Source organism: Actinoplanes sp. NPDC019969 (assembly GCF_055562375.1).
This window is the reverse complement of sequence record NZ_JBVHFK010000006.1, coordinates 335925-355852: the sequence shown is the minus strand read 5'-3', so window position 1 is coordinate 355852 and position 19928 is coordinate 335925. Positions and strand designations below refer to the sequence as shown.

Sequence of the window (19928 nt, the reverse complement as noted above, 5' to 3'; positions counted from 1 at the left end):
GTCAGCCCTGCATGCCCGCGCGGCGCCGCAGGGCCTGCACGTCGGTGACGACGATGCGCCGGCCCTCGGTGCGCAGCCAGCCCCGGCTCGCGAAGGACCCGATCGCCTGGTTGACGCTCTGCCGGGAGCCGCCGGCCATCTCGGCGAGCTGACTCTGGTTCAGCTCGATGGTGATCATCGGCGCCTGGCTCTCGCCGGAGAGCCGGACCAGGGTCTTGGCCACCCGGCCGGGCAGGTCGAGGAAGACGTGATCGGCGTTCTGCTCGGTGAGCCGCCGGATCAGGCCGCCGACCGAGCGCATCACCGCGTCCAGGATGCGCGGGTTGGAGTGGACCAGCTCCATGAAGGCGACCCGGGACAGCGACAGCGCCTGCGAGTCCTCGATGGCCTCCGCCGAGGCGCTGCGGGTCGAGGCGTCCAGCAGGGACACCTCGCCGAGCACGTCGGGCGGGCGGACCACGGTGAGGACGGCGCGCTCCCCGGTCGGCGCGGTCCGGAACACGGCGACGGCGCCCCGCTTCATGATGATCAGCGAGTCGCCGGGGTCGTGTTCGACGAAGATGATCTGGCCCTTGCGGTAGTGCCGTGGGACGGCGGCGGCGATCACCCGCTGGCGCACCTCTGGCTCCAGCCCGGCGAACATGTCCACGCCGGTTAAGGCGTCGCCGGGATCCGGCATGCGATGGTCCACGGCGCTATCCCTCCCCCGGTGGGGACCGCGTCGGACGTGGCCCGGCGTCGGCCCCACGACGCGAACGATCACTCTTAGCACGAAGCGTGCCTCGAACGCCATTTTCAAAACGGACATCGAAGCATGCCTCGTACGATCATGTCCCTCAGATAGCTTTCTGTAAACCGTCAATCTCTCTGAGTGACCGTCGCCCATGCTGTCCGTCGCTTTGGCGGCTTGTGTCGAGATAATCCCGCGGTGCCGGATGACGACTTCCTTCGATCACTCCTGCGGGACCGGTGGCACCTCGCTCCGTCCGCAATGAGCGGGCTGCCGGTGACCCTGATGTCCCGCGGCTGGGAGTTCACCGCGGGCGGCGAACCACACCTGCTGCTGCTCACCGAGACCACGGCCCGGCAGCCACTCGAGGCCGGTCTGGCGGCGGCGCTGCACCTGCGCGGCACCCGGATCGCCGCCGGGGACCCGGTCCGGACCCTCGGCGGAGCGCTGACCGTGGAGACGCCGGACGGGGTGGTCGCCGTCCTGCGCCGGATCCCCGGCCGCTGCCTGGACGGCCGGGACCCGGTCGATCAGCAGTGGTGGGGGGAGCGCTTGGGCGTCGTACATCAAGCGCTCCGGGGTTTCCGGCACCCCGGCCTGCGTCCCTGGCAGCTGCCCACCCCGGCCACCGCCCACCCGGAAGCGGAGCCCTGGCTCCGCGCCGCCGTCGTCGCGGCCACCCGGCTCACCGTGACCGACCAGCTCACCTACGGGGTGCTGCACGGCGATCCGGCGCCGGGGACGTTCGTGCTGGACCCGGCGACCGGGCGGACCGGACTGCTGCACTGCGGGGCGAGCGGCACCGGCCCGCTGGTGTACGACGTGGCCGCCGCCGTCGCCTACGCCGGTGGGCCGGAGCGCTGCGCCGAACTGCTCGACGGGTACCGCGCGGCCGGCCCGGTCGGCGCCGACGAACTGGACGCGGCGCTGCCGGTGCTGCTGAGGCTGCGGTGGGCGGTGCTGGCCGACCGGGCCGCGCGGGAGGGCTGTGGCGAAGGGCTCAAGGAGGCGAGGGAGGCCCTGGAGTCCATGCCTGGATGACGATGGGCGAGGATGGGCGGCGATGACTTACCGCTATTTCTACGACTGCGAGTTCATCGAGGACGGCCGGATCGTCGACCTCGTCTCGATCGGCGTCGTCGACGAGTTCGGCCGCGAGTTCTACGCGGTCAGCACCGAGTTCGACGACGCCAAGGCCGTGCCCTGGGTGCGCCGCAACGTCCTCGACAAGCTGCCCTCGCCGTCCGACAAGGCGTGGCGCAGCCGTGAACGGATCCGCGACGACCTCTACGAGTTCCTCGCCGAGCCGCTCCGCGGGCGCGGCGAGCAGATGGAGCTCTGGGCGTGGTACGCGGCGTACGACCACGTCGCGCTCGCCCAGCTCTGGGGCGCCATGCCGGCCCTGCCCCGGGAGATCCCCCGGTTCACCAAGGACCTGCGGCAGCGCTGGGACGACCTGGGCCGCCCGCACCTGCCGGAGATGGCCGGGCGGCACGACGCCCTGGTCGACGCCCGGCACAACCTGGCCCGGTGGAACGCTATGTCGGCCGCGAAGAGGGCTTGATCGCGGGCACGCACTCCCGCATGACGGCCCGGAGGTCGGCGTCGGTCGGCGCGGCTCCCAGCGAGCCGTTGTCCGGCCGGGCCCGCAGGCCGTCGATCACCAGCTCCAGATAACGCTCGTAGAGGCCCGGCCGGCAGCCCGCGCTGTGCTGGGCCATCTCGGTCACCATCGCCATGATGATCGGGAAGTCGTGGAATCCGGCGTCCGGCCGGAGCGTCCCCTCGGCGTGCGCCCGCTCCATGATCTGCTCCAGCAGCGGCACGATCTGCTCGCCGGCCTGCTTGAAATGCTGCTCGTCCATGCTCAGCGCGGCGTCGCGCAGCCCGCGGTCGGCCGCGTGCCATCGGGCCGACGTCCGCAGGAAACCGGTGAGGCCGTCCCAGGCCGACGGGGCGGCGAGTGCCTCCTCGGCGAGGGTCACCAGATCCTCGAGGCGGTCGGTGAAGACGGCCTCGATCAGCTCCTCCTTGGTGGGGAACCGGCGGTAGACCGTGCCGATCCCGACGCCCGCGTGATGCGCCACGTCGTCGAGTGTGGCCGCGAAACCGCGGGCCGCGAAGACCTCACGGGCGGCTTCGATGATCCGCTCCCGGTTGCGTTGCGCGTCACGTCGCAGGGCCATGTGGCCAAGCCTACAAGTAAGCGGAGGTTATTCCTCAACTTCCCCTGCTAGCCTGCCGAAGTGGAGGACGTACCTCAACTTAGCTCGGAAGGCTCCCGCATGAGCAGCACCGTCATTGATCGGCCACGGCCGGACCAACGTGAGTCCGGGCGCTGGTGGGCCCTCGTGGTGCTCGCCCTGGCGCAGCTCATGGTCGTGCTGGACGCCACCATCGTGAACATCGCGCTGCCCACCGCCCAGGCCGACATCGGCTTCGACGACCACGGCAGGCAGTGGGTCGTCACCGGCTACGCCCTCGCCTTCGGCAGCCTGCTGCTGCTCGGCGGCCGGCTCTCCGACTTCCTCGGCCGCAAGCGGATGTTCGTCATCGGCCTGATCGGTTTCGCCCTGGCCTCCGCCCTCGGCGGCGCCGCCGGCAGCCTCGAGCTGCTCATCGTGGCCCGCGCCCTGCAGGGCGTCTTCGGCGCCGCGCTGGCCCCGGCCGCGCTGTCGCTGCTGTCCACCACGTTCACCGAGCCCGCCGAGCGCGGCAAGGCGTTCGGCATCTTCGGCGCCATCTCCGGCGCCGGCGGCGGCATCGGCCTGCTGCTCGGCGGCGTCCTCACCGAGTACGTCTCCTGGCGCTGGTGCCTCTACGTCAACCTGGTGATCGCCGCCATCGCGGTGGCCGGCGCCTACCTCAAGCTGCGCGACGAGCCGGTCCGCGCGCACGGCCGGATCGACGTCCCCGGCACGATCACCGCCGTCGCCGGCCTGGTCGCGCTCGTCTACGGCCTGGCCAACGCCGAGACCGACGGCTGGACCGACGCCATGACCCTCGGCCCGATCGTCGCCGGCCTGGTCTTCCTCACCGCGTTCGTGCTGATCGAGCGCAAGGTGGAGCACCCCCTGCTGCCGCTGCGCGTCGTCCTCGACCGCAACCGCGGCGGCTCCTACGCCTCGATCGCGATCGCCGGCGCCGGCATGTTCGGCATCTTCCTCTTCCTCACCTACTACCTGGCCGGCATCCTCCGGTTCACCCCGGTCGAGACCGGGCTCGCGTTCCTGCCGATGCTCGGCGGCATCATGCTCACCGCCACCACCGCCGGTTCGATCCTGACCCCGAAGATCGGCCCGCGCCCGCTGGTCCCGCTCGGCGCCCTGATCGCCGCCGGCGGCATGATCCTGCTGACCCGCCTCGAACTCGACTCCTCATACGTCACCGGCGTCCTCCCCGGCCTGATCATCATCGGCCTCGGCCTCGGCCTGGTCTTCGCGCCCACCCAGAACGCCGCCACCTCCGGCGTCGAGCACAGCGACGCCGGCGTCGCCTCCGCGATGATCAACACGGTGCAGCAGATCGGCGGCTCCATCGGCACCGCGCTGCTCAGCTCGTTCGCCGCCACCGCCGCGACCGACCACATGGCCGGCAAGGAGCCGTCCCCGCTGGTCCAGGCGCAGGCCGCGCTGGAGAGCTACCACACGGTCTTCTGGTGGTCGGCCGGGTTCTTCCTGCTCGCCGCCGTGGTCGCCGCGGTCCTCTTCCGCACCGGGCCGCTCGACGTCGACCCGGACGCGCCGCCCGCCATGGCCCACTGATCATCGGGGCATGAGGAAGACCCGGCCGCTTCAGGTGGCCGGGTCTTCCTCCTTTTTCCGGTACGACCTGAGCCGTCCCCGCCGGACCGCCCCCGTCCCGGACCACTCCGCGAGCGATGCGCGGGCCCGGACCGAAACGCGCCGCACGGGCGTATCCCTGGTCTCCGGGTACTCGCCGGGCGACGAGATCTCCACCGCCCTCGGATGCCCGGTACAGGTGATCAACAACGGGCATCTCGCCGCGCTGGCCGAGGCCCGGCGCGGGGCCGGCCGGGGCGTCCGGGACATGCTGTTCCTGAGCGCCGACCAGTACCTCAGCGGCGGCCTGGTGGTGGGCGGCCGGATGTATAGCGGAGCGATCGGGTACGCCGGCGAGGTCGGTCACCTCAATGTCCGGGACATGGGACCGTTCTGCGGGTGAGGGCGGCGCGGCTGCCTGCGGGCGTTCCTCACCCCGGAGTACTTTGCCGCCCTGCTGGACCGCAGCCCCGCCCTCCGAGGACCGCCTGCTCGGCCTGGCGGCGAACGGCAACCGGCCGTTCCAGCGGGCCCTGCTCGACGCGGGCCGCCTGATCGGCCGCTCGGTCACCCCGCTGGTCTCGGTTCTCAACCCGGCGGTGGTCGTGGTCGGCGGCCGCTTCCCGGAACCCGGCGCGTACGTGGTCGACGGCGTCCGCGAGGCCCTGCAACGGCACTGCGCGCCCGCCGCGGTCACCGGCCTCACCGTGATCCCGGCAGCCCTCGGGCTCGACGCCGAGGCCCTCGGCGCGATCGAGTCGCTGATCTGACCCGGTCCCGGCAGCGTGTTGAGTTCGGCCGTCCTACGCGCCGAAAATCCACACGCGGTCGGCGTACGCCGCAAGCAGTTGATCTTGTGGGGTTTGGGGGTGATGCCTGAGGGCAGAGGGGAGGAAAGCGACCCGGAAGCGAGGAATCGGCACATGACCGCGACGGATCAAGAGCGACGGGACAAGGTCACGGCGATGGTGGCGGACGCCAAGATCGCCATGCTGACCACGATGACCGAGGACGGCAAGCACGTCAGCCGGCCGATGGCGGTGCAGGACGTGGAGTTCGACGGGGATCTGTGGTTCTTCACCTACGCGGACTCCGACCTGGTCGCGCAGATCGGGGTGCACCCGCAGGTGAACGTCGCGTTCAGCGACTCCAAGCACAACAACTGGATCTCCATCTCCGGCACGGCCGCGCACGTGCAGGACCGCGCGCAGGCGGAGCGGCTGTGGAACCCGTTCCTGAAGGCCTGGTTCCCGGACGGCCTGGACACGCCGAACCTGACCCTGGTCAAGGTGAACGCGGAGACCGCCGAGTACTGGGAGGCGGCGCACAGTTCCAAGGTCGTCACTCTGCTCGGGTACGCGAAGGCGGCCGTTACCGGAAAGACGCCGGACGCTGGCGAGAACGAAATCGTCAGGCTTTAGCAGGGCGCGTGCCGGGGGTGCCGGGGCGGCGGCTAGAGTGCCGGGTGTGCGGCCCCGCCCCGGACCGGCAACGCTGCCGATGGGGGCCTCGACGGGCTATCCGCATCTCGCTACCCGATCCAGGGGGAACAAAAATGCGTATCGGCGTGCTCACCGGTGGCGGCGACTGCCCCGGTCTCAACGCGGTCATCCGTGCCGTCGTCCGTAAGGGCGTGTCCGCTTACGGTCACGAGTTCGTCGGATTCCGCGACGGCTGGAAGGGCCCGCTGGAGGGTCTGACCAAGCCGCTCGGCATCGCTGAGGTCCGTGGCATCCTGCCCCGCGGCGGCACCATCCTCGGCTCCTCGCGCACCAACCCGTTCAAGATCGAGGGTGGCGTCGAGAAGATCAAGGCCAACCTGGCCGAGCAGGGCGTCGACGCGCTCGTCGCGATCGGTGGCGAGGACACCCTCGGTGTCGCCACCAAGCTGTCCGAGCTGGGCGTCAACGTGGTCGGCGTGCCGAAGACCATCGACAACGACCTCAACGGCACCGACTACACCTTCGGCTTCGACACCGCGGTCAACATCGCGATGGAGGCCATCGACCGGCTGCACACCACCGCCGAGTCGCACCACCGCACCCTCGTCGTCGAGGTCATGGGCCGCCACGCCGGCTGGATCGCGCTGCACGCCGGCCTCGCCGGTGGCGCCAACGTCATCCTGCTGCCGGAGCGCCAGTTCGACGTCGAGCAGGTCGCGACGTACGTGACCAAGCGTTTCCAGGTCGAGTACGCCCCGATCGTCGTCGTCGCCGAGGGCGCCCAGCCGCTCGACGGCCAGATGGTCCTGCACAACCAGGAGCTGGACAGCTTCGGTCACGTCCGCCTCGGCGGCATCGGCCAGTGGCTCGCCGAGCAGCTCGAGGAGAAGACCGGCAAGGAGGCCCGCACGGTCGTCCTCGGTCACATCCAGCGCGGCGGCACCCCGACCGCGTTCGACCGGGTCCTGTCGACCCGCTTCGGCCTGCAGGCGATCGACGCCGTGCACGAGGGCGACTTCGGCAAGATGGTCGCGCTCAAGGGCACCGATGTCGTGCGGATCCCGCTGATCGAGGGCACCGGCGAGCTGAAGACCGTTCCGCTCGAGCGTTACGAAGAGGCAGAGGTCTTCTTCGGCAGCTGACCCGCTGCTTTTCTGGGATGCCGGGGGCGTTTTCGCTCCCGGCATTCTCCAGTTCCCGCCCTTCCTCGAGGAGTCTGCGTTGCCCAAGCACACCGTGGCGGTCCTCGGGGCCGGCAAGATCGGTGAACTCGTCCTCTCCGGCCTGCTGCGCTCCGGCTGGCCCGCCGACCGGCTGCTGGTCACCACCCGCCGCGCGGCCCGCGGCGCGGAACTGGCCGACCGGTACGGCGTCACCATCACCGACAACGCCACCGCCGTCACACAGGCCGACATCCTCGCCGTCGCGGTCAAACCGCAGGACGCCGCCACTCTCCTCGACGAGATCGGCCCGCTCGTCCCCGCCGGCACGCTGGTCGTTTCGCTCTGCGCAGGCCTGCCCACCGCCTTCTTCGCCGCGAGGCTGCCCGACGGCGCCCCGGTGATCCGGGTCATGACGAACACGCCCGCCCTCGTCGACCAGGCGATGAGCGCGATCTCCGCCGGCCCGCACGCCGGCGAGGAACACCTGGCGATCGCCGAGCAGATGTTCCAGCCACTCGGCGCGACGATCCGCGTCCCCGAATCGCAGCAGGACGCCGTCACGGCACTGTCCGGTTCCGGCCCCGCCTACTTCTACCTCCTGGTCGAAGCCATGATCGACGCGGGCGTCCTGCTCGGCCTGCCCCGGCAGACCGCGCACGAGTTGATCGTGCAGACCGCGATCGGTTCCTCGACGATGCTCCGCGACTCCGGCGACCACCCGGTCAAACTTCGCGAAGCGGTCACATCCCCGGCCGGCACCACCATCGCCGCCATCCACGAGCTGGAGAAACACGGGGTCCGGGCGGCCATGTTCGGCGCGCTGGAGGCGGCCCGCGACCGGGCTCGCGAGATCGCCGCCCAGGCGAAATAACCTTCGGGGTACGGGCCACACCTCTCACAAGAGCAACCACAACCGTCCCGTGGCGATCCGGCGGGAGGCAGGCGACGGTTGAGGCCGTTGCATGGCCGCCGGGGTGTGGCTCGGGTTGCGGTCACCCCGGGGGGGTTGCGGCTGCGCGCACGCCTGCGACCGCGACTGCGGCTGCGCGCACGCCTGCGACCGCGACTGCGGCTGCGCGTAAGCCCGCGACTGCGGCTGCGCGTACGCCTGCGACTACGGGCATAGCAGTGCCAGGGGCTGCGCCCGCGCCAGCGACTGCGCCTGCGGGCATGCCAGTGCCAGCGACGGCGCCTGCACCAGCGACTGCTCTGGCCCCAGCGGCTGCGCTGGTCCAACTCGCCCTCACCGTCGGCGCGGATGGCGTTGGGTCGCGGTGGCGACAGCCGGTTCGGGTGGTTGTGGGTTGGGGTGGGGCTGGCCAGACGGGGTGGTTGTGGGTTGGGGTGGGGCTGGCCAGGTGAGGTGGCGTTCGGCTGCGGTTGTGCTCCCGGGTGCGGGCGATCTTGCGCGCTTTGCCCCGGTGCTGACTGCTCCAGATCGGTGAGGCTCGCGATCTTGGTCGCGAAGCACCGGATTTCCGGTGTCGACGGCACGAATATGAGGACGATGCCGATCTTGTTCGCTCGGCTCCGGTGTCAGCACCACAAGATCTGCGTAGGGGCGCGCTTCGGCATTGATGCACCCGGCGTGGTGGTCCTGATCGGCCGCAACCGATGTCCCGGCTGGTTGCCGCCGGACGGCCTGAGGTGACCGCTGCCGTGCGTGGCCAGCAGCCCGAGGCGGTCGGTGAGGCGCGGGCGGGTGGTGAGTGGTTGCTGCCGTGCGTGGCTAGCAGCCAATGGCGCGTCCGTGAGGCGCAGGAAGGCCGGCGAGTAGCCGCTGCCGTGCGCGACTGCCACCCCCGGCGGGCAACCCGGCGTGACCGTGTGGGGAGACATGACGGCTCACCCCGTACCCCGAAATGGTCAATACCAGATGGCGATGCGGCTGCCGTTCTCCTCCTCGGGCGGGCTCGGGTGGGAGAGGGCGGTACCGGTCGCGACGCGGTGGGCGGTCCAGGCGACCGCTGCCGCGTCCAGGATGTCGTCGGGTGGGGCCTGGCCGGCCGGGCCGAGTTTGTCCGGCAGCACGATGCCGTGGCGGGCCAGCAGTTCGCGGCGGCGGGTCTGGCCGCTCCAGGTCTTCTTGGCGTGGGGGAGCGGCTCGCCGGCCATGGTGCGGAAGGACAGTTCCGGGTGGGCCTCGAACAGGAGTTTGGGATGCCGTTCCCAGATGGCGTTGGCTTCGAGGAGTTTGGGCCGCAGCGCCCAGGACTGCCGGGACAGTCCGGCGCCGGTGAGTTCGCGGCAGAGCCGGTTGGCGGAGGCGAAGTCGGGTTCCTGCCAGACGGGGCGGGGCGGCACCCGGAAGACGCTGCCGCGGCGGGGGCCGAGCTGGTCGGCGGCGAGGGTGTCGGCGGCGCGCCAGCGATCGGGGAGCATGCCGAGGGGGATGTCCACGCCGATCACGGCGGCGCCGGAGCTGCCGGCGACGATCTCGTAGAGGGTGGCGGCGAGGATGGCGCGGCCGAAGGCGCCGTCGCGCAGTTCGACGCCGACCCAGCCGAGCGGGTACGCGTCAACCCCGATGACGTGGATGCTCATCAGTGCGGCAGCAGCTTCTCGATCGTCGCGATCAGCTCGGCGTCGTCGGGGGCGGTGCCGGGGGCGAAGCGGGCGGCGACCGTGCCGTCGGGGGCGACGACGAACTTCTCGAAGTTCCATTCGATGTCGCCGCCGGCGCCGATCAGCTCGCGGTAGAGCGGGTGCCGGCCCGGTCCGTTGACCTCGACCTTCTCGGTCACGGGGAAGGTGACCCCGTAGTTGACACGGCAGAACTCGTCGATCTCCGCCGCGGTGCCCGGCTCCTGGCCGCCGAACTGGTCGCACGGCACGCCCACCAGGACCAGGCCGCGGTCGCGGTAGGTCTCGTAGAGCGTCTGCAGGCCGGCGTACTGCGGGGTCAGGCCGCAGCGAGAGGCCACATTGACCACCAGCACGACCGATCCGCGGTAACGGTCCAATTCGGTCGCGCCACCGGTGAGGGCGCCAATGCTGACGTCGAAGATGGTCATGACCGAAGACTACCGGCCGTGTCTGGTCGATCGCACCCCGTCGTGACGCGCACGACGCTGTTAAAGAAACCTTAAAGCTGTTCACCTGGCTTGACTGTTGTTAATCGATGTGACTACGGTCTCTTCATCCCTCTCTTTGGAAAGTTTCCTAACTGTTTGAGGAGACGTCCCCGTGTCTAAAACCACCCGCCGGGCGTTGTTCGCCGGCACGGTCATGATCGCGGCCAGTGTCGCGGTCCCGGCCGTGTCCGCCTCGGCTGCCGCCGCCTGCGCCCCCGCATGGAGCTCCACCGCCGTTTATGTGAAGGACAACGTCGCCTCGCAGAACGGCCACAACTACACCGCCAAGTGGTGGACGCAGGGCGAGTCGCCGGCCACCAACAGCTCCCAGTGGGCCGTGTGGGTCGACGGCGGAGTCTGTGGCGGTGGCACCACGCCGCCGACCACCCCGCCGACCACTCCTCCCACGACGCCGCCGACCACCCCGCCGACGACGCCGCCGACCACCCCGCCGACCACGAACCCGCCCACCGGCAGCAAGTGGGTCGTCGGCTACTTCGCGGAGTGGGGCGTCTACGGGCGCGGCTACCACGTGAAGAACATCGACACCTCCGGGTCGGCGTCGAAGCTGACCCACATCCTGTACGCGTTCGCCAACAGCACCGGCGGCAAGTGCACGATCGGTGACTCGTACGCCGACTACGAGAAGGCGTACACCGCCGCGGAGAGCGTCGACGGCGTCGCGGACACCTGGGACCAGCCGCTGCGTGGCTCGTTCAACCAGCTCCGCAAGCTCAAGAAGAAGTACCCGCACCTCAAGGTGATCTACTCGGTCGGTGGCTGGACCTGGTCCGGTGGCTTCTCCGACGCCGCCAAGAACCCGGCCGCGTTCGCGGACAGCTGCTACAACCTGGTCGAGGACCCGCGCTGGGCGGACGTGTTCGACGGCATCGACGTCGACTGGGAGTACCCGAACGCCTGCGGCCTCACCTGTGACACCAGCGGCCCGCAGGCGTACGCCAACGTGCTGACCGCGCTGCGCAACAAGTTCGGCGCGAACAACCTGATCACCTCGGCGATCTCCGCCGACGGCAGCAACGGCGGCAAGCTCGACGTCACCGACTACGCGGCCGGCATCGCGAAGCTCGACAAGGTCTTCCCGATGACGTACGACTACTTCGGCGCCTTCAACGCGGCCGGCCCGACCGCCCCGCACTCGCCGCTGACCTCGTACTCCGGCATCCCGCAGGCGGGCTTCAACTCCGACGCCGCCGTGCAGAAGCTGAAGAGCAAGGGCGTTCCGGCCAGCAAGATCCTGCTGGGCATCGGCTTCTACGGCCGTGGCTGGACCGGTGTCACCCAGGCCGCCCCGGGCGGTTCGGCGACCGGCGCGGCGCCCGGCACCTACGAGGCGGGCATCGAGGACTACAAGGTCCTCAAGACCAAGTGCCCGGCCACCAGCACGATCGCCGGCACCGCGTACGCGCTGTGCGGCAACAACTGGTGGAGCTACGACACCCCGTCGACGATCGCCGGCAAGATGACCTACGCGAAGAACCAGGGTCTCGGCGGCGCGTTCTTCTGGGAGCTCTCCGGTGACACCACCAACGGCGAGCTGATCAGCGCCATCAAGAGCAACCTGTAATCCGTTCCATGAGAAGAGGGGCACCGGCCGCAGGGTCGGTGCCCCTCTTTCGTAGGCTTTCCGATATGCGCCGTGAGTGGCATCAGCTCAGTCACCCCGGGGTGGGTAACCCTGCTCTGCAGACGTCCCGCCCGTCCACCGACTCCGCCGAGGACGAGGCTCTCGGCCTGGACCACTGGCGGAGCCTGCCGCGCGTCCAGATGCCGCCCTGGCCGGACATGGCCGAGGTCGCCGAGGTCTGCAAGGTCCTCGACAACGTGCCGTCGATCGTCGCGCCCTACGAGGTCGACCAGTTGCGGCACCGGCTCGCCGAGGTCTGCGAGGGCCGGGCGTTCCTGCTCCAGGGCGGCGACTGCGCCGAGACGTTCGCCGACAACACCGAGAGCCACCTGCTGGCCAACGCGCGGACCCTGCTGCAGATGGCGGTCGTGCTGACGTACGGCGCGTCGATGCCGGTGGTCAAGGTGGCGCGGGTCGCCGGGCAGTACACCAAGCCCCGCTCGTCGCCGACCGACGCGCTGGGCCTCCCGGCGTACCGGGGCGATCTGATCAACTCGCTGGACGCGAACGAGGCGGCCCGGGTCGCCGACCCGCAGCGGATGATCCGGGCGTACGCGAACTCCGCGGCCGCCATGAACATGCTCCGGGCGTACCTCTCCGGTGGTCTCGCCGACCTGCACGGCCTGCACGACTGGAACAAGGACTTCGTCCGCGCCTCCCCGGCCGGCGAGCGCTACGAGGCGATCGCCCGCGAGATCGACCGCGCCCTCGACTTCATCCGCGCCTGCGGCATGACCGACAGCGAGGCCCTGCGCACGGTCAGCCTGTACTGCTCGCACGAGGCCCTCGCCCTGGAGTACGACCGGGCCCTGACCCGGGTCTCCGACGGCCGGGCGTACGGGTTGAGCGGTCACTTCCTGTGGATCGGCGAGCGGACCCGCCAGCTCGACCACGCGCACATCGACTTCATCAGCCGGATCGCCAACCCGATCGGCGTCAAGATCGGGCCGGGCACGTCGCCGGAGACCGCGATCGAGCTGTGCGAGAAGCTGAACCCCGCCAACGAGCCGGGACGCCTGACCCTGATCAGCCGGATGGGCAACGGCAAGGTCCGGGACGTGCTCCCGCCGATCGTGGAGAAGGTCAACGCCTCCGGCGCCAAGGTCGTCTGGCAGTGCGACCCGATGCACGGCAACACCCACGAGTCCAGCAACGGCTACAAGACCCGCCATTTCGACCGGGTCGTCGACGAGGTGCTGGGCTACTTCGAGGTGCACCGCGGCCTCGGCACCCACCCGGGCGGCATCCACGTCGAGCTGACCGGTGAGGACGTCACCGAGTGCCTCGGCGGCGCCCAGGGCATCGAGGACCTCGACCTGCCGGACCGCTACGAGACCGCCTGCGACCCGCGGCTCAACACCCAGCAGAGCCTGGAGCTGGCGTTCCTGGTCGCCGAGATGCTCCGTGGCTGACCTGCGGTCGGACACCGTGACCCGGCCGACCGCCGGGATGCGGGAGGCGATGGCGAAAGCGGCGGTCGGCGACGACGTGTTCGGCGACGACCCGACCGTCAACGAGCTCGAGGCGTACGTCGCCGGCCTGTTCGGGCACGAGGCGGCGCTGTTCGCGCCGTCCGGGACGATGGCCAACCAGATCGCCATGCAACTGGTCGTCCCGGCCGGCGGCGAGCTGCTGGCCGGCGCCGACGCCCACGTGGTGACGTACGAGCTGGGCGCCGGCGCCCTCTACGGCGGCATCCAGACCCGCACCTGGGGCTCCGACGGCGCCGACCTGGACGCCGAACGGATCGCCGGGATGATCCGGCCGGCCGGCTACCCCTCGGTGCCGACCGCGGCGATCGCCGTCGAGCAGACCCACAACCTGGGCGGCGGCGGGGTCGTCCCGCTCGCCACCCTCCAGCACCTGCGGGGCGTCGCCCAGGCGCAGGGGGTGGCGCTGCACTGCGACGGCGCCCGGATCTGGCACGCCCACGTCGCCGACGGGGTGACCCTCGCCGAGTACGGCGCGCTCTTCGACACCCTGTCGGTCTGCCTCTCCAAGGGTCTCGGCGCGCCGGTCGGCTCGCTGATCGTCGGCAGCCGGGAGCGGATCACCCGGGCCCGGCTGATCCGCAAACGGATGGGCGGCGGCATGCGGCAGGCCGGGATCCTGGCCGCGGCCGGGCGGTACGCGCTCGACCACCACGTCCGGCGGCTCACCGAGGACCACGAGCGGGCCCGGATCATCGCCGAGGCGCTGGCCGGGTTCGGGGTGGTCGATCCGGAGAAGGTACGGACGAACCTCGTACCGCTGGATCTGTCGAAACACGACCTGGACGCGCCCACCCTGACCGCCCGTGCCGCCGAACACGGCGTGCTGATCTCCGCGATGCTGCCGCGCACCGCGCGCCTGGTCACTCACCTGGACCTCGACGACGAGGCGATGGACCAGGCCATCGAGGTATTGAGCGACTTGCTCGCCTAAATCCTTTGGTCGGACCGCCGGGAGCCGATATGTGCCATCGCTATGGTGAACACATCTCGAGCCCGCAGGGCCACCGCACTCACTGCCACCGCTGTGGCCGTCGTCGGCACCGTCGCGATCTCCGTCGCGCAGCCGGCGGCGGCCATCGGACGGACCGTCCTGGCCGCGACCTCAGCGGCCCCTGCCATCTCGGGCATCTCACCCGCGGTGGGCGTCCTCGAAGGGGGCACTCCGGTCGTCCTGACCGGCGCCGGCTTCAAGACCGTCGACACCGGTGACAACAGCGCCGTCACGTTCGGGGGAGTGCCCGCGCTGAGGTTCGTGATCCTCTCGGACACCAAGATGATCGCGGTGGCCCCGGCCGGCACCGGCACCGTCGCGATCAAGGTGGCCACCGCCAGCAAGACCGTGACCGCCGCCACGAAATTCGGGTACCGGATGGAGCTGGGGGCCGACTTCGAGAACCTCCCGGCCGGGGCCGGTGGTGGTCAGGCCGTCGTTGTCACGGTCACCGGCGGCACGGTCGGCGCCACGGCCCGGGAGTTCAGCGCGCTGCGGATCACCGCTCTGGTCGGCGGTGTGGCCGCGAAGGTCGCCTGGGTCGACTCCGAGCACGTCAAGGTGATCGTCCCGGCGACCACGAAGGCGGTCGCGTCCAGTCTGCAGCTGGTCCACGACGGTTACGCCGGGCCGTCGTCGGTCGCCAAGGTCGAGTACTTCCCGGTCGTCACCTCGGTCAACCCGTTCTCGGTCGGCATCGGCGGCGGCTCGACCGTCAAGATCAATGGTGCGGGTTTCCTCAGCGTGGACGCCGACGACGCGGACGCGGTGACCATCGGCGGCGTCCCCGCGATGTCCTTCGAGGTCAAGTCCGGCACCCTGATCGAGGCCGCGGTCCCGGCCGCGTCCAGCGGGTATGCGGCGGTCCGGGTGACCACCCCGGGCGGGACCAGCCCTGAGGAGGGCGCGCCCCGGGTCGTGTACCGCGGGCCACTGGCGATCGACACCTCCGGCGACCAGTTCCTGCGGGCCGACGGCGGCCAGCACATCCTCGCCGTCACCGGCGGCGTGCTGGGGGAGAACGCCAAGGAGTTCGCCGCCTCGAACATCACGGTACGGATGGGGGACCGCAAGCTCGTCGCCGCGTACCACGACTCCGCGCATCTCAAAGTCACCGTCCCGGCCCTGACCACCGCCACTGCCGCTCTCACGGTGACGAACGAGAAGGTCGCCGGCGAGCCGGCCACGCTGCCCGTCGGCCCGGTGGTGACCCGCCTCTCGGCGTCCGCGGACACGGTCGCCGGCGGCAAGACGGTCCAGATCAAGGTGGCCGGCGCCCAGATCGCCGACGCGTACGACTTCATGTTCGGCTCGAATCCCGCCACCTGCGAGCCGAAGGGCTCCGGGACGACCTTGATCTTCCACTGCGTCGTTCCGCCGGCCGCCGAGGCCGGCCCGGTGTGGGTGCGTTTCACCTCAGGTGACGACACCCCCAGCCGGTTCACCGCCACCGCCGCGTTCGCCTACACCGACATCGACTGAGGGACAGCCATGGCGCATTCGAGGAAGACCCGCAGGGCCGCCGGAATCGCGGCTGCCACCGTCGTCATCGCGGCGGCCGGCCTCTCCGCACCGGCCGGAGCGTTCGCGGCGCCGGGCACACCCGGCACGGTGAGCGTGCTGAGCGAGGCCGCCAGCCTGGGCGCGGACTTCGAGGACGGCGTCGAGGCCACGATGGCCGGCGGCACCGTCATCCCGGTGACCGTGACCGGCGGTGGCGTCGGCGCCACAGCGAAGGAGTTCTCGGCCGCGAAGGTGACCGCGAAGATCGGCGGCGTCAGCGCCCGGGTCACCTGGACGGACGCCACCCACCTCAAGGTGACCGCGCCGGCCAGCACGAAGGCGGCCCTCGCGACGATGCAGCTGTTCAGCAACGGCGTCGCGGGTCCCGAGTCGTCGGCGAAGGTGGCGTACCTGCCGGTGGTCAGCAGCGTCGTACCCGCCAAGATCGCGGTGGCCGGCGGCGTCACGGTCACCATCACCGGCGCCGGCTTCCTCGACGTGAACAAGGACGACCCGTCGGCGGTCATGTTCGGCGGGACCCCCGCCACATCGTTCGCCGTCGTGTCCGCCACCAAGATCACCGCAGTCGCTCCGGCCGGCGCCGACGGCACGGCCAAGGTGACCGTGATCACGGAGAGCGGCGAGAACGCCGCCGGCACCAAGGCCACCGTCACCTACCGGGCGACCCTCGGCCTCGATGTCGCGGACGAGACCGCGGTCCGCGCCAACGGCGGGCCGCTCGTCCTGACCGTCACCGGCGGCACCCTGGGCGAGAACGCCAAGGAGTTCGGCGCCTCCCGCGTCTCGGTCAAGATGGGCGCGAAGCCGCTCAAGGCCACGTACGTGGACGCCACCCACCTCAAGGTCACCGTTCCGGCCGCCACCACCGACACGGTGTCGCTCGCCGTGGACCGGGACGGGTTCGCCGGCACGCCCGCCGCGGTCTCGGTCGCGCCGGTGATCACCGGCCTGTCCGTGAAGTCCGGCGCTGTCGGCGGCGGCGTCCAGGTCGTCGTGAAGGTGGCCGGCGGCGACATCACCGGAGCGACCGACTTCACCTTCGGTGAGAACCCCGCCACCTGCTCCAAGCAGGGCGTGGGGGCGGCGACGACCTACCGGTGCACGGTGCCGGCGGCCGGTCAGCCCGGCCCGGTCGAGGTCGCCTTCGTGTCCAGCACCGGCAAGGAGAGCCGTTTCACCTCGGCCTCACTGTTCAGTTACACCGCGAACTGAGCGGAGGCCCTTCAGCAGGGCGATGTCGGCGGCATGGCCTTCGTGCTCGACCGTCGGCGTCTCCACGATGACCGGGACGCCGGCGGTGGCCGGATGGGCGAACAGCTCCGTGAACGGGGCCGCGCCGATCCGGCCCTTGCCGATCGTCTCGTGCCGGTCCCGCGTCGACCCGCACTCGTCCTTCGAGTCGTTGGCGTGGATCAGCTGCAGCCGGCCCGGGCCCACCGCCGCGACCAGCGCGTCCAGCGTCTCGGTCATGCCGCCCGGGGTGGCCAGGTCGTGCCCGGCCGCCCAGGCGTGACAGGTGTCGAAGCAGACGCCCATCCACGGGTGGTTCTCCACCGCCGCGAGGTAGGCCTCCAGGTCCTGCACCTTCGAGGCCAGACTGCGCCCGCCGCCCGCGCTCGGCTCCACCAGCAGTTTCGGCAGGCCCTCGGCGGCGGCCCGGTCGAGCAGCGGCAGCAGCGCCTCCCGGACCTGATGCAGGGCCTTGCCGTCGTGCGCCTCGTCGACCGAGCTGCCGGCGTGGTAGACGACAGCGGTCGCGCCGATCGCCCGGCCCCGCTCCAGCGCGTGGACCAGCGTCGCGAGCGACTTCTCCACCGTGAGCTCGGTCGGGGAGCCCAGGTTCACCAGCAGCGACGCGTGGATGTAGGCGGGCAGCCCGCGCTCGCCGATGCCGTCGCGGAACAGGGTGTCCTGCTTCGGGTCGCCGGCCGGCAGCGCCCAGCCCCGGGAGTTGGACACGTACACCTGGAGGGTTTCCGAACCCGCGGCGTCGGCGTACGGGAGGGCGGCCTTGGCGAGCCCTCCCGACGTCTTCGTGTGCGAGCCGATCCGATGACTTACAGGAAGCACGTCAGCTGCACCACGCTCTGCGGTTCGACCTGGGTGCCCGGCGGCGGGTTTTGCCCGCGGACGGTGGCGTTCGGGTCGATGCTGATCTGCACCTGCAGCCCCATGCCCTGCAACGTCTGCTGCGCCTGCGGGCACGGCTGGTTGTTGAAGTCGGGCAGCGTCAGCAGCGGCGGGCCGAGGCTGATCTGCAGCTTGACCTCGGTGTTCTTCTCCGCGCCGGTGCCCGCCTTGGGTGTCTGGCTGATGACCTCGTCGCGTGGCCTGTCGCTCTCCACCGACTCCTCGACGGCCTTCAGGCCCTTCTCGTTGAGCAGCTGCCGGGCCTCGTTGATGTTCTTGCCGACCACGTCCGGTATGTCGATCGGCGGCTTGCCCTTGCTCAGCACCAGGGTGACCGTCTCACCCGGCTTGAGCTTGGTGCCCGCTTTCGGGTTGGTCGAGACGACCACACCCTCCGGGGCCACGTCGCTGTAGACGCCCGGGCCCTGCTTGACCTTCAGCTTGAGGTCGGTCAGCGCGGCTTTCGCGAAATCCAGCTCCTGACCCTCCAGGTCGGGGACCGGGTGCATCTCCGGGCCGAGCGACAGGTTGACCGTGATGGCGTCGCCCTTGACGATCTCCTCGCCGGCGCCCGGGGTCTGCTTCACCACCGAGCCGGCGGGCACCTTGGCGTCGTAGATCCCGTCGCCGACCAGGACGGTGAAGCCCTCCTTGTTGGCGAGCGCGGCGGCCTGCTCCTCGCTCATCGTGAGCAGGGTCGGTGCCTCGGTGTACCGCCCGGAGGTCACCCACCACGTGCTGCCGAGCACGACGACGGCCATCAGGGCGATCAGCGAGGTCAGCACGACCCGCCGCCGGTCGGCGAAGAACCCGGGCAGCCCGCCGGCCGGCGCGGCGGAGCGGCGGTGCGGCGTGGTGCGGCCGCCCTGCTCCGGCAGCCGGGCCCAGGCCGGGCGGTGCGAGGCCTGATAGGTGCCGGCCGGGATCTGCGGCACCAGGGCGGTGGCGTCCGCGGCCGGGACGGCGGGCACGATCGCCGTCGCGTCGGCCGGGCGCGGCATGCCGGGGACCGGGCGCATCATCGCGGTCTCGGCCTGCGCGACGCCGAGACCCTCACGGGCCGCCTGCACCTCGGTCAGCAGGCCGCCGGCGTCGGTGGGCCGGGCGGCCGGGTCGCGCCGGGTGGCCCGGGCGACCAGCCGGTCGAGCAGCGTGGGCAGGCCCGGGACGGTCCGCGAGGGCGGCGGGACGTCGTTGTCGACGTGCTGCCAGGCGACCTCGATGGGTTCGGCGGCGTCGTACGGCACCTTGCCGGTGAGCATCTCGTAGAGCACGATGCCGGCCGAGTAGACGTCGGTGCGGGCGTCGGCCTGGCCGGTCTGCACAAGTTCGGGGGCCACGTACGCCACGGTGGCCATGAGCTGGCCGGAGTCGTCGACGGTGCTGGCCTCGATGGCCCGGGCCAGACCGAAGTCGGCCACCTTGACCACCGCGTCGACCAGGTCCGCGGAGCCGCCGCTGGGCGCCTCGGCGACGAGCACGTTCTCCGGCTTGACGTCGCGGTGCACCAGGCCGGCGCGGTGCGCGGCGGCGATCGCGGCGAGCATCTGCTCCAGGATCGCCAGCGCCTCGACCGGGTTCAGCCGGGTGCGCTGGCTCAGCAGGTCACGCAGTGTGCGGCCCTGCACGAACTCCATCACCAGATAGGGGAGTCCCTGATGCCGGCCCTGGTCGTAGACGGCCACCACGTTCGGGTGGGTCAGCCGGGCGATCGTCTTGGCCTCGTCGGTGAAACGGTCGACGAAGTGGACGTTGGTGGCCTGTGACGGGTGGATTATCTTCAGCGCGACGGTGCGCTCAAGCCGCTCGTCGGTGGCCCGGTAGACGGTCGCCATGCCACCACGGGCGACGCGACCGGTGATCCGGTAGCGCCCGTCAATCGTTGTGCCGATCAACGTATCGGCGACTGTGGTGTCCATCGGCGTGAAGTGTATGTGTCTTTCCCGTGAGGGTG

The 19928-nt window shown here is 70.9% G+C and carries 19 protein-coding genes; 13 read left to right on the top strand and 6 right to left on the bottom strand.

The genetic code is table 11. The features are described 5' to 3' along the window. Position 1: 1 nt before the first annotated feature. The gene (locus ACZ3II_RS20340; protein WP_373871528.1) at positions 2 to 679 is read right to left on the bottom strand and encodes a Crp/Fnr family transcriptional regulator; all 678 of its coding nucleotides are present in this window, start codon (positions 677 to 679) and stop codon (positions 2 to 4) included. Between the two features lie 249 nt (positions 680 to 928). Between ACZ3II_RS20340 and ACZ3II_RS20335 the strand changes: the two genes are divergently transcribed. Continuing rightward, positions 929 to 1771 (top strand): phosphotransferase enzyme family protein, encoded by an 843-nt coding sequence (locus tag ACZ3II_RS20335; protein WP_465519220.1) that lies wholly within the window; start codon positions 929 to 931, stop codon positions 1769 to 1771. Between the two features lie 22 nt (positions 1772 to 1793). Further along, the gene (locus tag ACZ3II_RS20330) at positions 1794 to 2294 is read left to right on the top strand and encodes a polyadenylate-specific 3'-exoribonuclease AS (protein WP_465519219.1); all 501 of its coding nucleotides are present in this window, start codon (positions 1794 to 1796) and stop codon (positions 2292 to 2294) included. On the opposite strand, the gene ACZ3II_RS20325 is transcribed toward ACZ3II_RS20330, so the two are convergent. After that, positions 2269 to 2916, bottom strand: a complete 648-nt coding sequence (locus ACZ3II_RS20325; protein ID WP_465519218.1) for a TetR/AcrR family transcriptional regulator — start codon at positions 2914 to 2916, stop codon at positions 2269 to 2271. The genes ACZ3II_RS20330 and ACZ3II_RS20325 overlap by 26 nt on opposite strands. A 99-nt stretch (positions 2917 to 3015) precedes the next feature. On the opposite strand from ACZ3II_RS20325, the gene ACZ3II_RS20320 reads away from it, so the two are divergent. From ACZ3II_RS20320 to proC, 6 genes are all read left to right on the top strand, one after another. Further along, complete coding sequence (locus tag ACZ3II_RS20320) at positions 3016 to 4494, top strand: MFS transporter (RefSeq protein WP_465519217.1); 1479 nt, start codon at positions 3016 to 3018, stop codon at positions 4492 to 4494. 10 nt (positions 4495 to 4504) lie between these two features. Then, complete coding sequence (locus tag ACZ3II_RS20315; RefSeq protein ID WP_465519216.1) at positions 4505 to 4915, top strand: ROK family protein; 411 nt, start codon at positions 4505 to 4507, stop codon at positions 4913 to 4915. Between the two features lie 43 nt (positions 4916 to 4958). Then, positions 4959 to 5282, top strand: a complete 324-nt coding sequence (locus ACZ3II_RS20310; RefSeq protein WP_465519215.1) for an ROK family protein — start codon at positions 4959 to 4961, stop codon at positions 5280 to 5282. Positions 5283 to 5435: 153 nt separating this feature from the next. After that, positions 5436 to 5933 carry a pyridoxamine 5'-phosphate oxidase family protein gene (locus tag ACZ3II_RS20305; RefSeq protein ID WP_465519214.1) on the top strand — a complete coding sequence of 166 codons (498 nt, stop codon included), beginning with the start codon at positions 5436 to 5438 and terminating at the stop codon, positions 5931 to 5933. Positions 5934 to 6067: 134 nt separating this feature from the next. Then, positions 6068 to 7096: a 6-phosphofructokinase gene (locus tag ACZ3II_RS20300; RefSeq protein ID WP_465519213.1), complete on the top strand. Its 1029-nt coding sequence runs from the start codon at positions 6068 to 6070 to the stop codon at positions 7094 to 7096. A gap of 79 nt (positions 7097 to 7175) precedes the next feature. Continuing rightward, positions 7176 to 7988, top strand: a complete 813-nt coding sequence (proC, locus tag ACZ3II_RS20295; protein ID WP_465519212.1) for a pyrroline-5-carboxylate reductase — start codon at positions 7176 to 7178, stop codon at positions 7986 to 7988. 995 nt (positions 7989 to 8983) lie between these two features. Here the strand turns inward: proC and ACZ3II_RS20290 are convergent. Next, positions 8984 to 9661 (bottom strand): DUF429 domain-containing protein, encoded by a 678-nt coding sequence (locus tag ACZ3II_RS20290; RefSeq protein ID WP_465519211.1) that lies wholly within the window; start codon positions 9659 to 9661, stop codon positions 8984 to 8986. Then, on the bottom strand, positions 9661 to 10131 hold the full coding sequence (locus ACZ3II_RS20285) for a glutathione peroxidase (protein WP_465519210.1): 471 nt from the start codon (positions 10129 to 10131) through the stop codon (positions 9661 to 9663). Before ACZ3II_RS20285 ends, ACZ3II_RS20290 begins: the two co-directional genes overlap by 1 nt. A gap of 172 nt (positions 10132 to 10303) precedes the next feature. Here ACZ3II_RS20285 and ACZ3II_RS20280 point away from each other — a divergent pair, with 172 nt between their 5' ends. The 5 genes from ACZ3II_RS20280 to ACZ3II_RS20260 all read left to right on the top strand — a co-directional run bounded on the left by ACZ3II_RS20280 (position 10304) and on the right by ACZ3II_RS20260 (position 17056). Continuing rightward, positions 10304 to 11776, top strand: a complete 1473-nt coding sequence (locus tag ACZ3II_RS20280; RefSeq protein ID WP_465519209.1) for a glycosyl hydrolase family 18 protein — start codon at positions 10304 to 10306, stop codon at positions 11774 to 11776. 65 nt (positions 11777 to 11841) lie between these two features. Beyond that, a complete protein-coding gene (locus tag ACZ3II_RS20275; protein WP_465519208.1) occupies positions 11842 to 13248 on the top strand; it encodes a class II 3-deoxy-7-phosphoheptulonate synthase in 1407 nt (468 codons plus the stop codon). Next, positions 13241 to 14260, top strand: a complete 1020-nt coding sequence (locus ACZ3II_RS20270) for a threonine aldolase family protein (protein WP_465519207.1) — start codon at positions 13241 to 13243, stop codon at positions 14258 to 14260. The genes ACZ3II_RS20275 and ACZ3II_RS20270 overlap by 8 nt, the downstream gene beginning before the upstream one ends. A gap of 45 nt (positions 14261 to 14305) precedes the next feature. After that, on the top strand, positions 14306 to 15802 hold the full coding sequence (locus tag ACZ3II_RS20265; protein ID WP_465519206.1) for an IPT/TIG domain-containing protein: 1497 nt from the start codon (positions 14306 to 14308) through the stop codon (positions 15800 to 15802). Between the two features lie 9 nt (positions 15803 to 15811). Then, positions 15812 to 17056, top strand: coding sequence for an IPT/TIG domain-containing protein (locus tag ACZ3II_RS20260; RefSeq protein ID WP_465519205.1), 1245 nt, complete (start codon positions 15812 to 15814; stop codon positions 17054 to 17056). On the opposite strand, the gene ACZ3II_RS20255 is transcribed toward ACZ3II_RS20260, so the two are convergent. Further along, the gene (locus ACZ3II_RS20255; protein ID WP_465519204.1) at positions 17030 to 17914 is read right to left on the bottom strand and encodes a deoxyribonuclease IV; all 885 of its coding nucleotides are present in this window, start codon (positions 17912 to 17914) and stop codon (positions 17030 to 17032) included. The two genes, ACZ3II_RS20260 and ACZ3II_RS20255, sit on opposite strands and share 27 nt — an antisense overlap. Continuing rightward, positions 17902 to 19893, bottom strand: a complete 1992-nt coding sequence (gene pknB / locus ACZ3II_RS20250) for a Stk1 family PASTA domain-containing Ser/Thr kinase (protein WP_465519203.1) — start codon at positions 19891 to 19893, stop codon at positions 17902 to 17904. Before pknB ends, ACZ3II_RS20255 begins: the two co-directional genes overlap by 13 nt. Positions 19894 to 19928 lie beyond the last annotated feature (35 nt).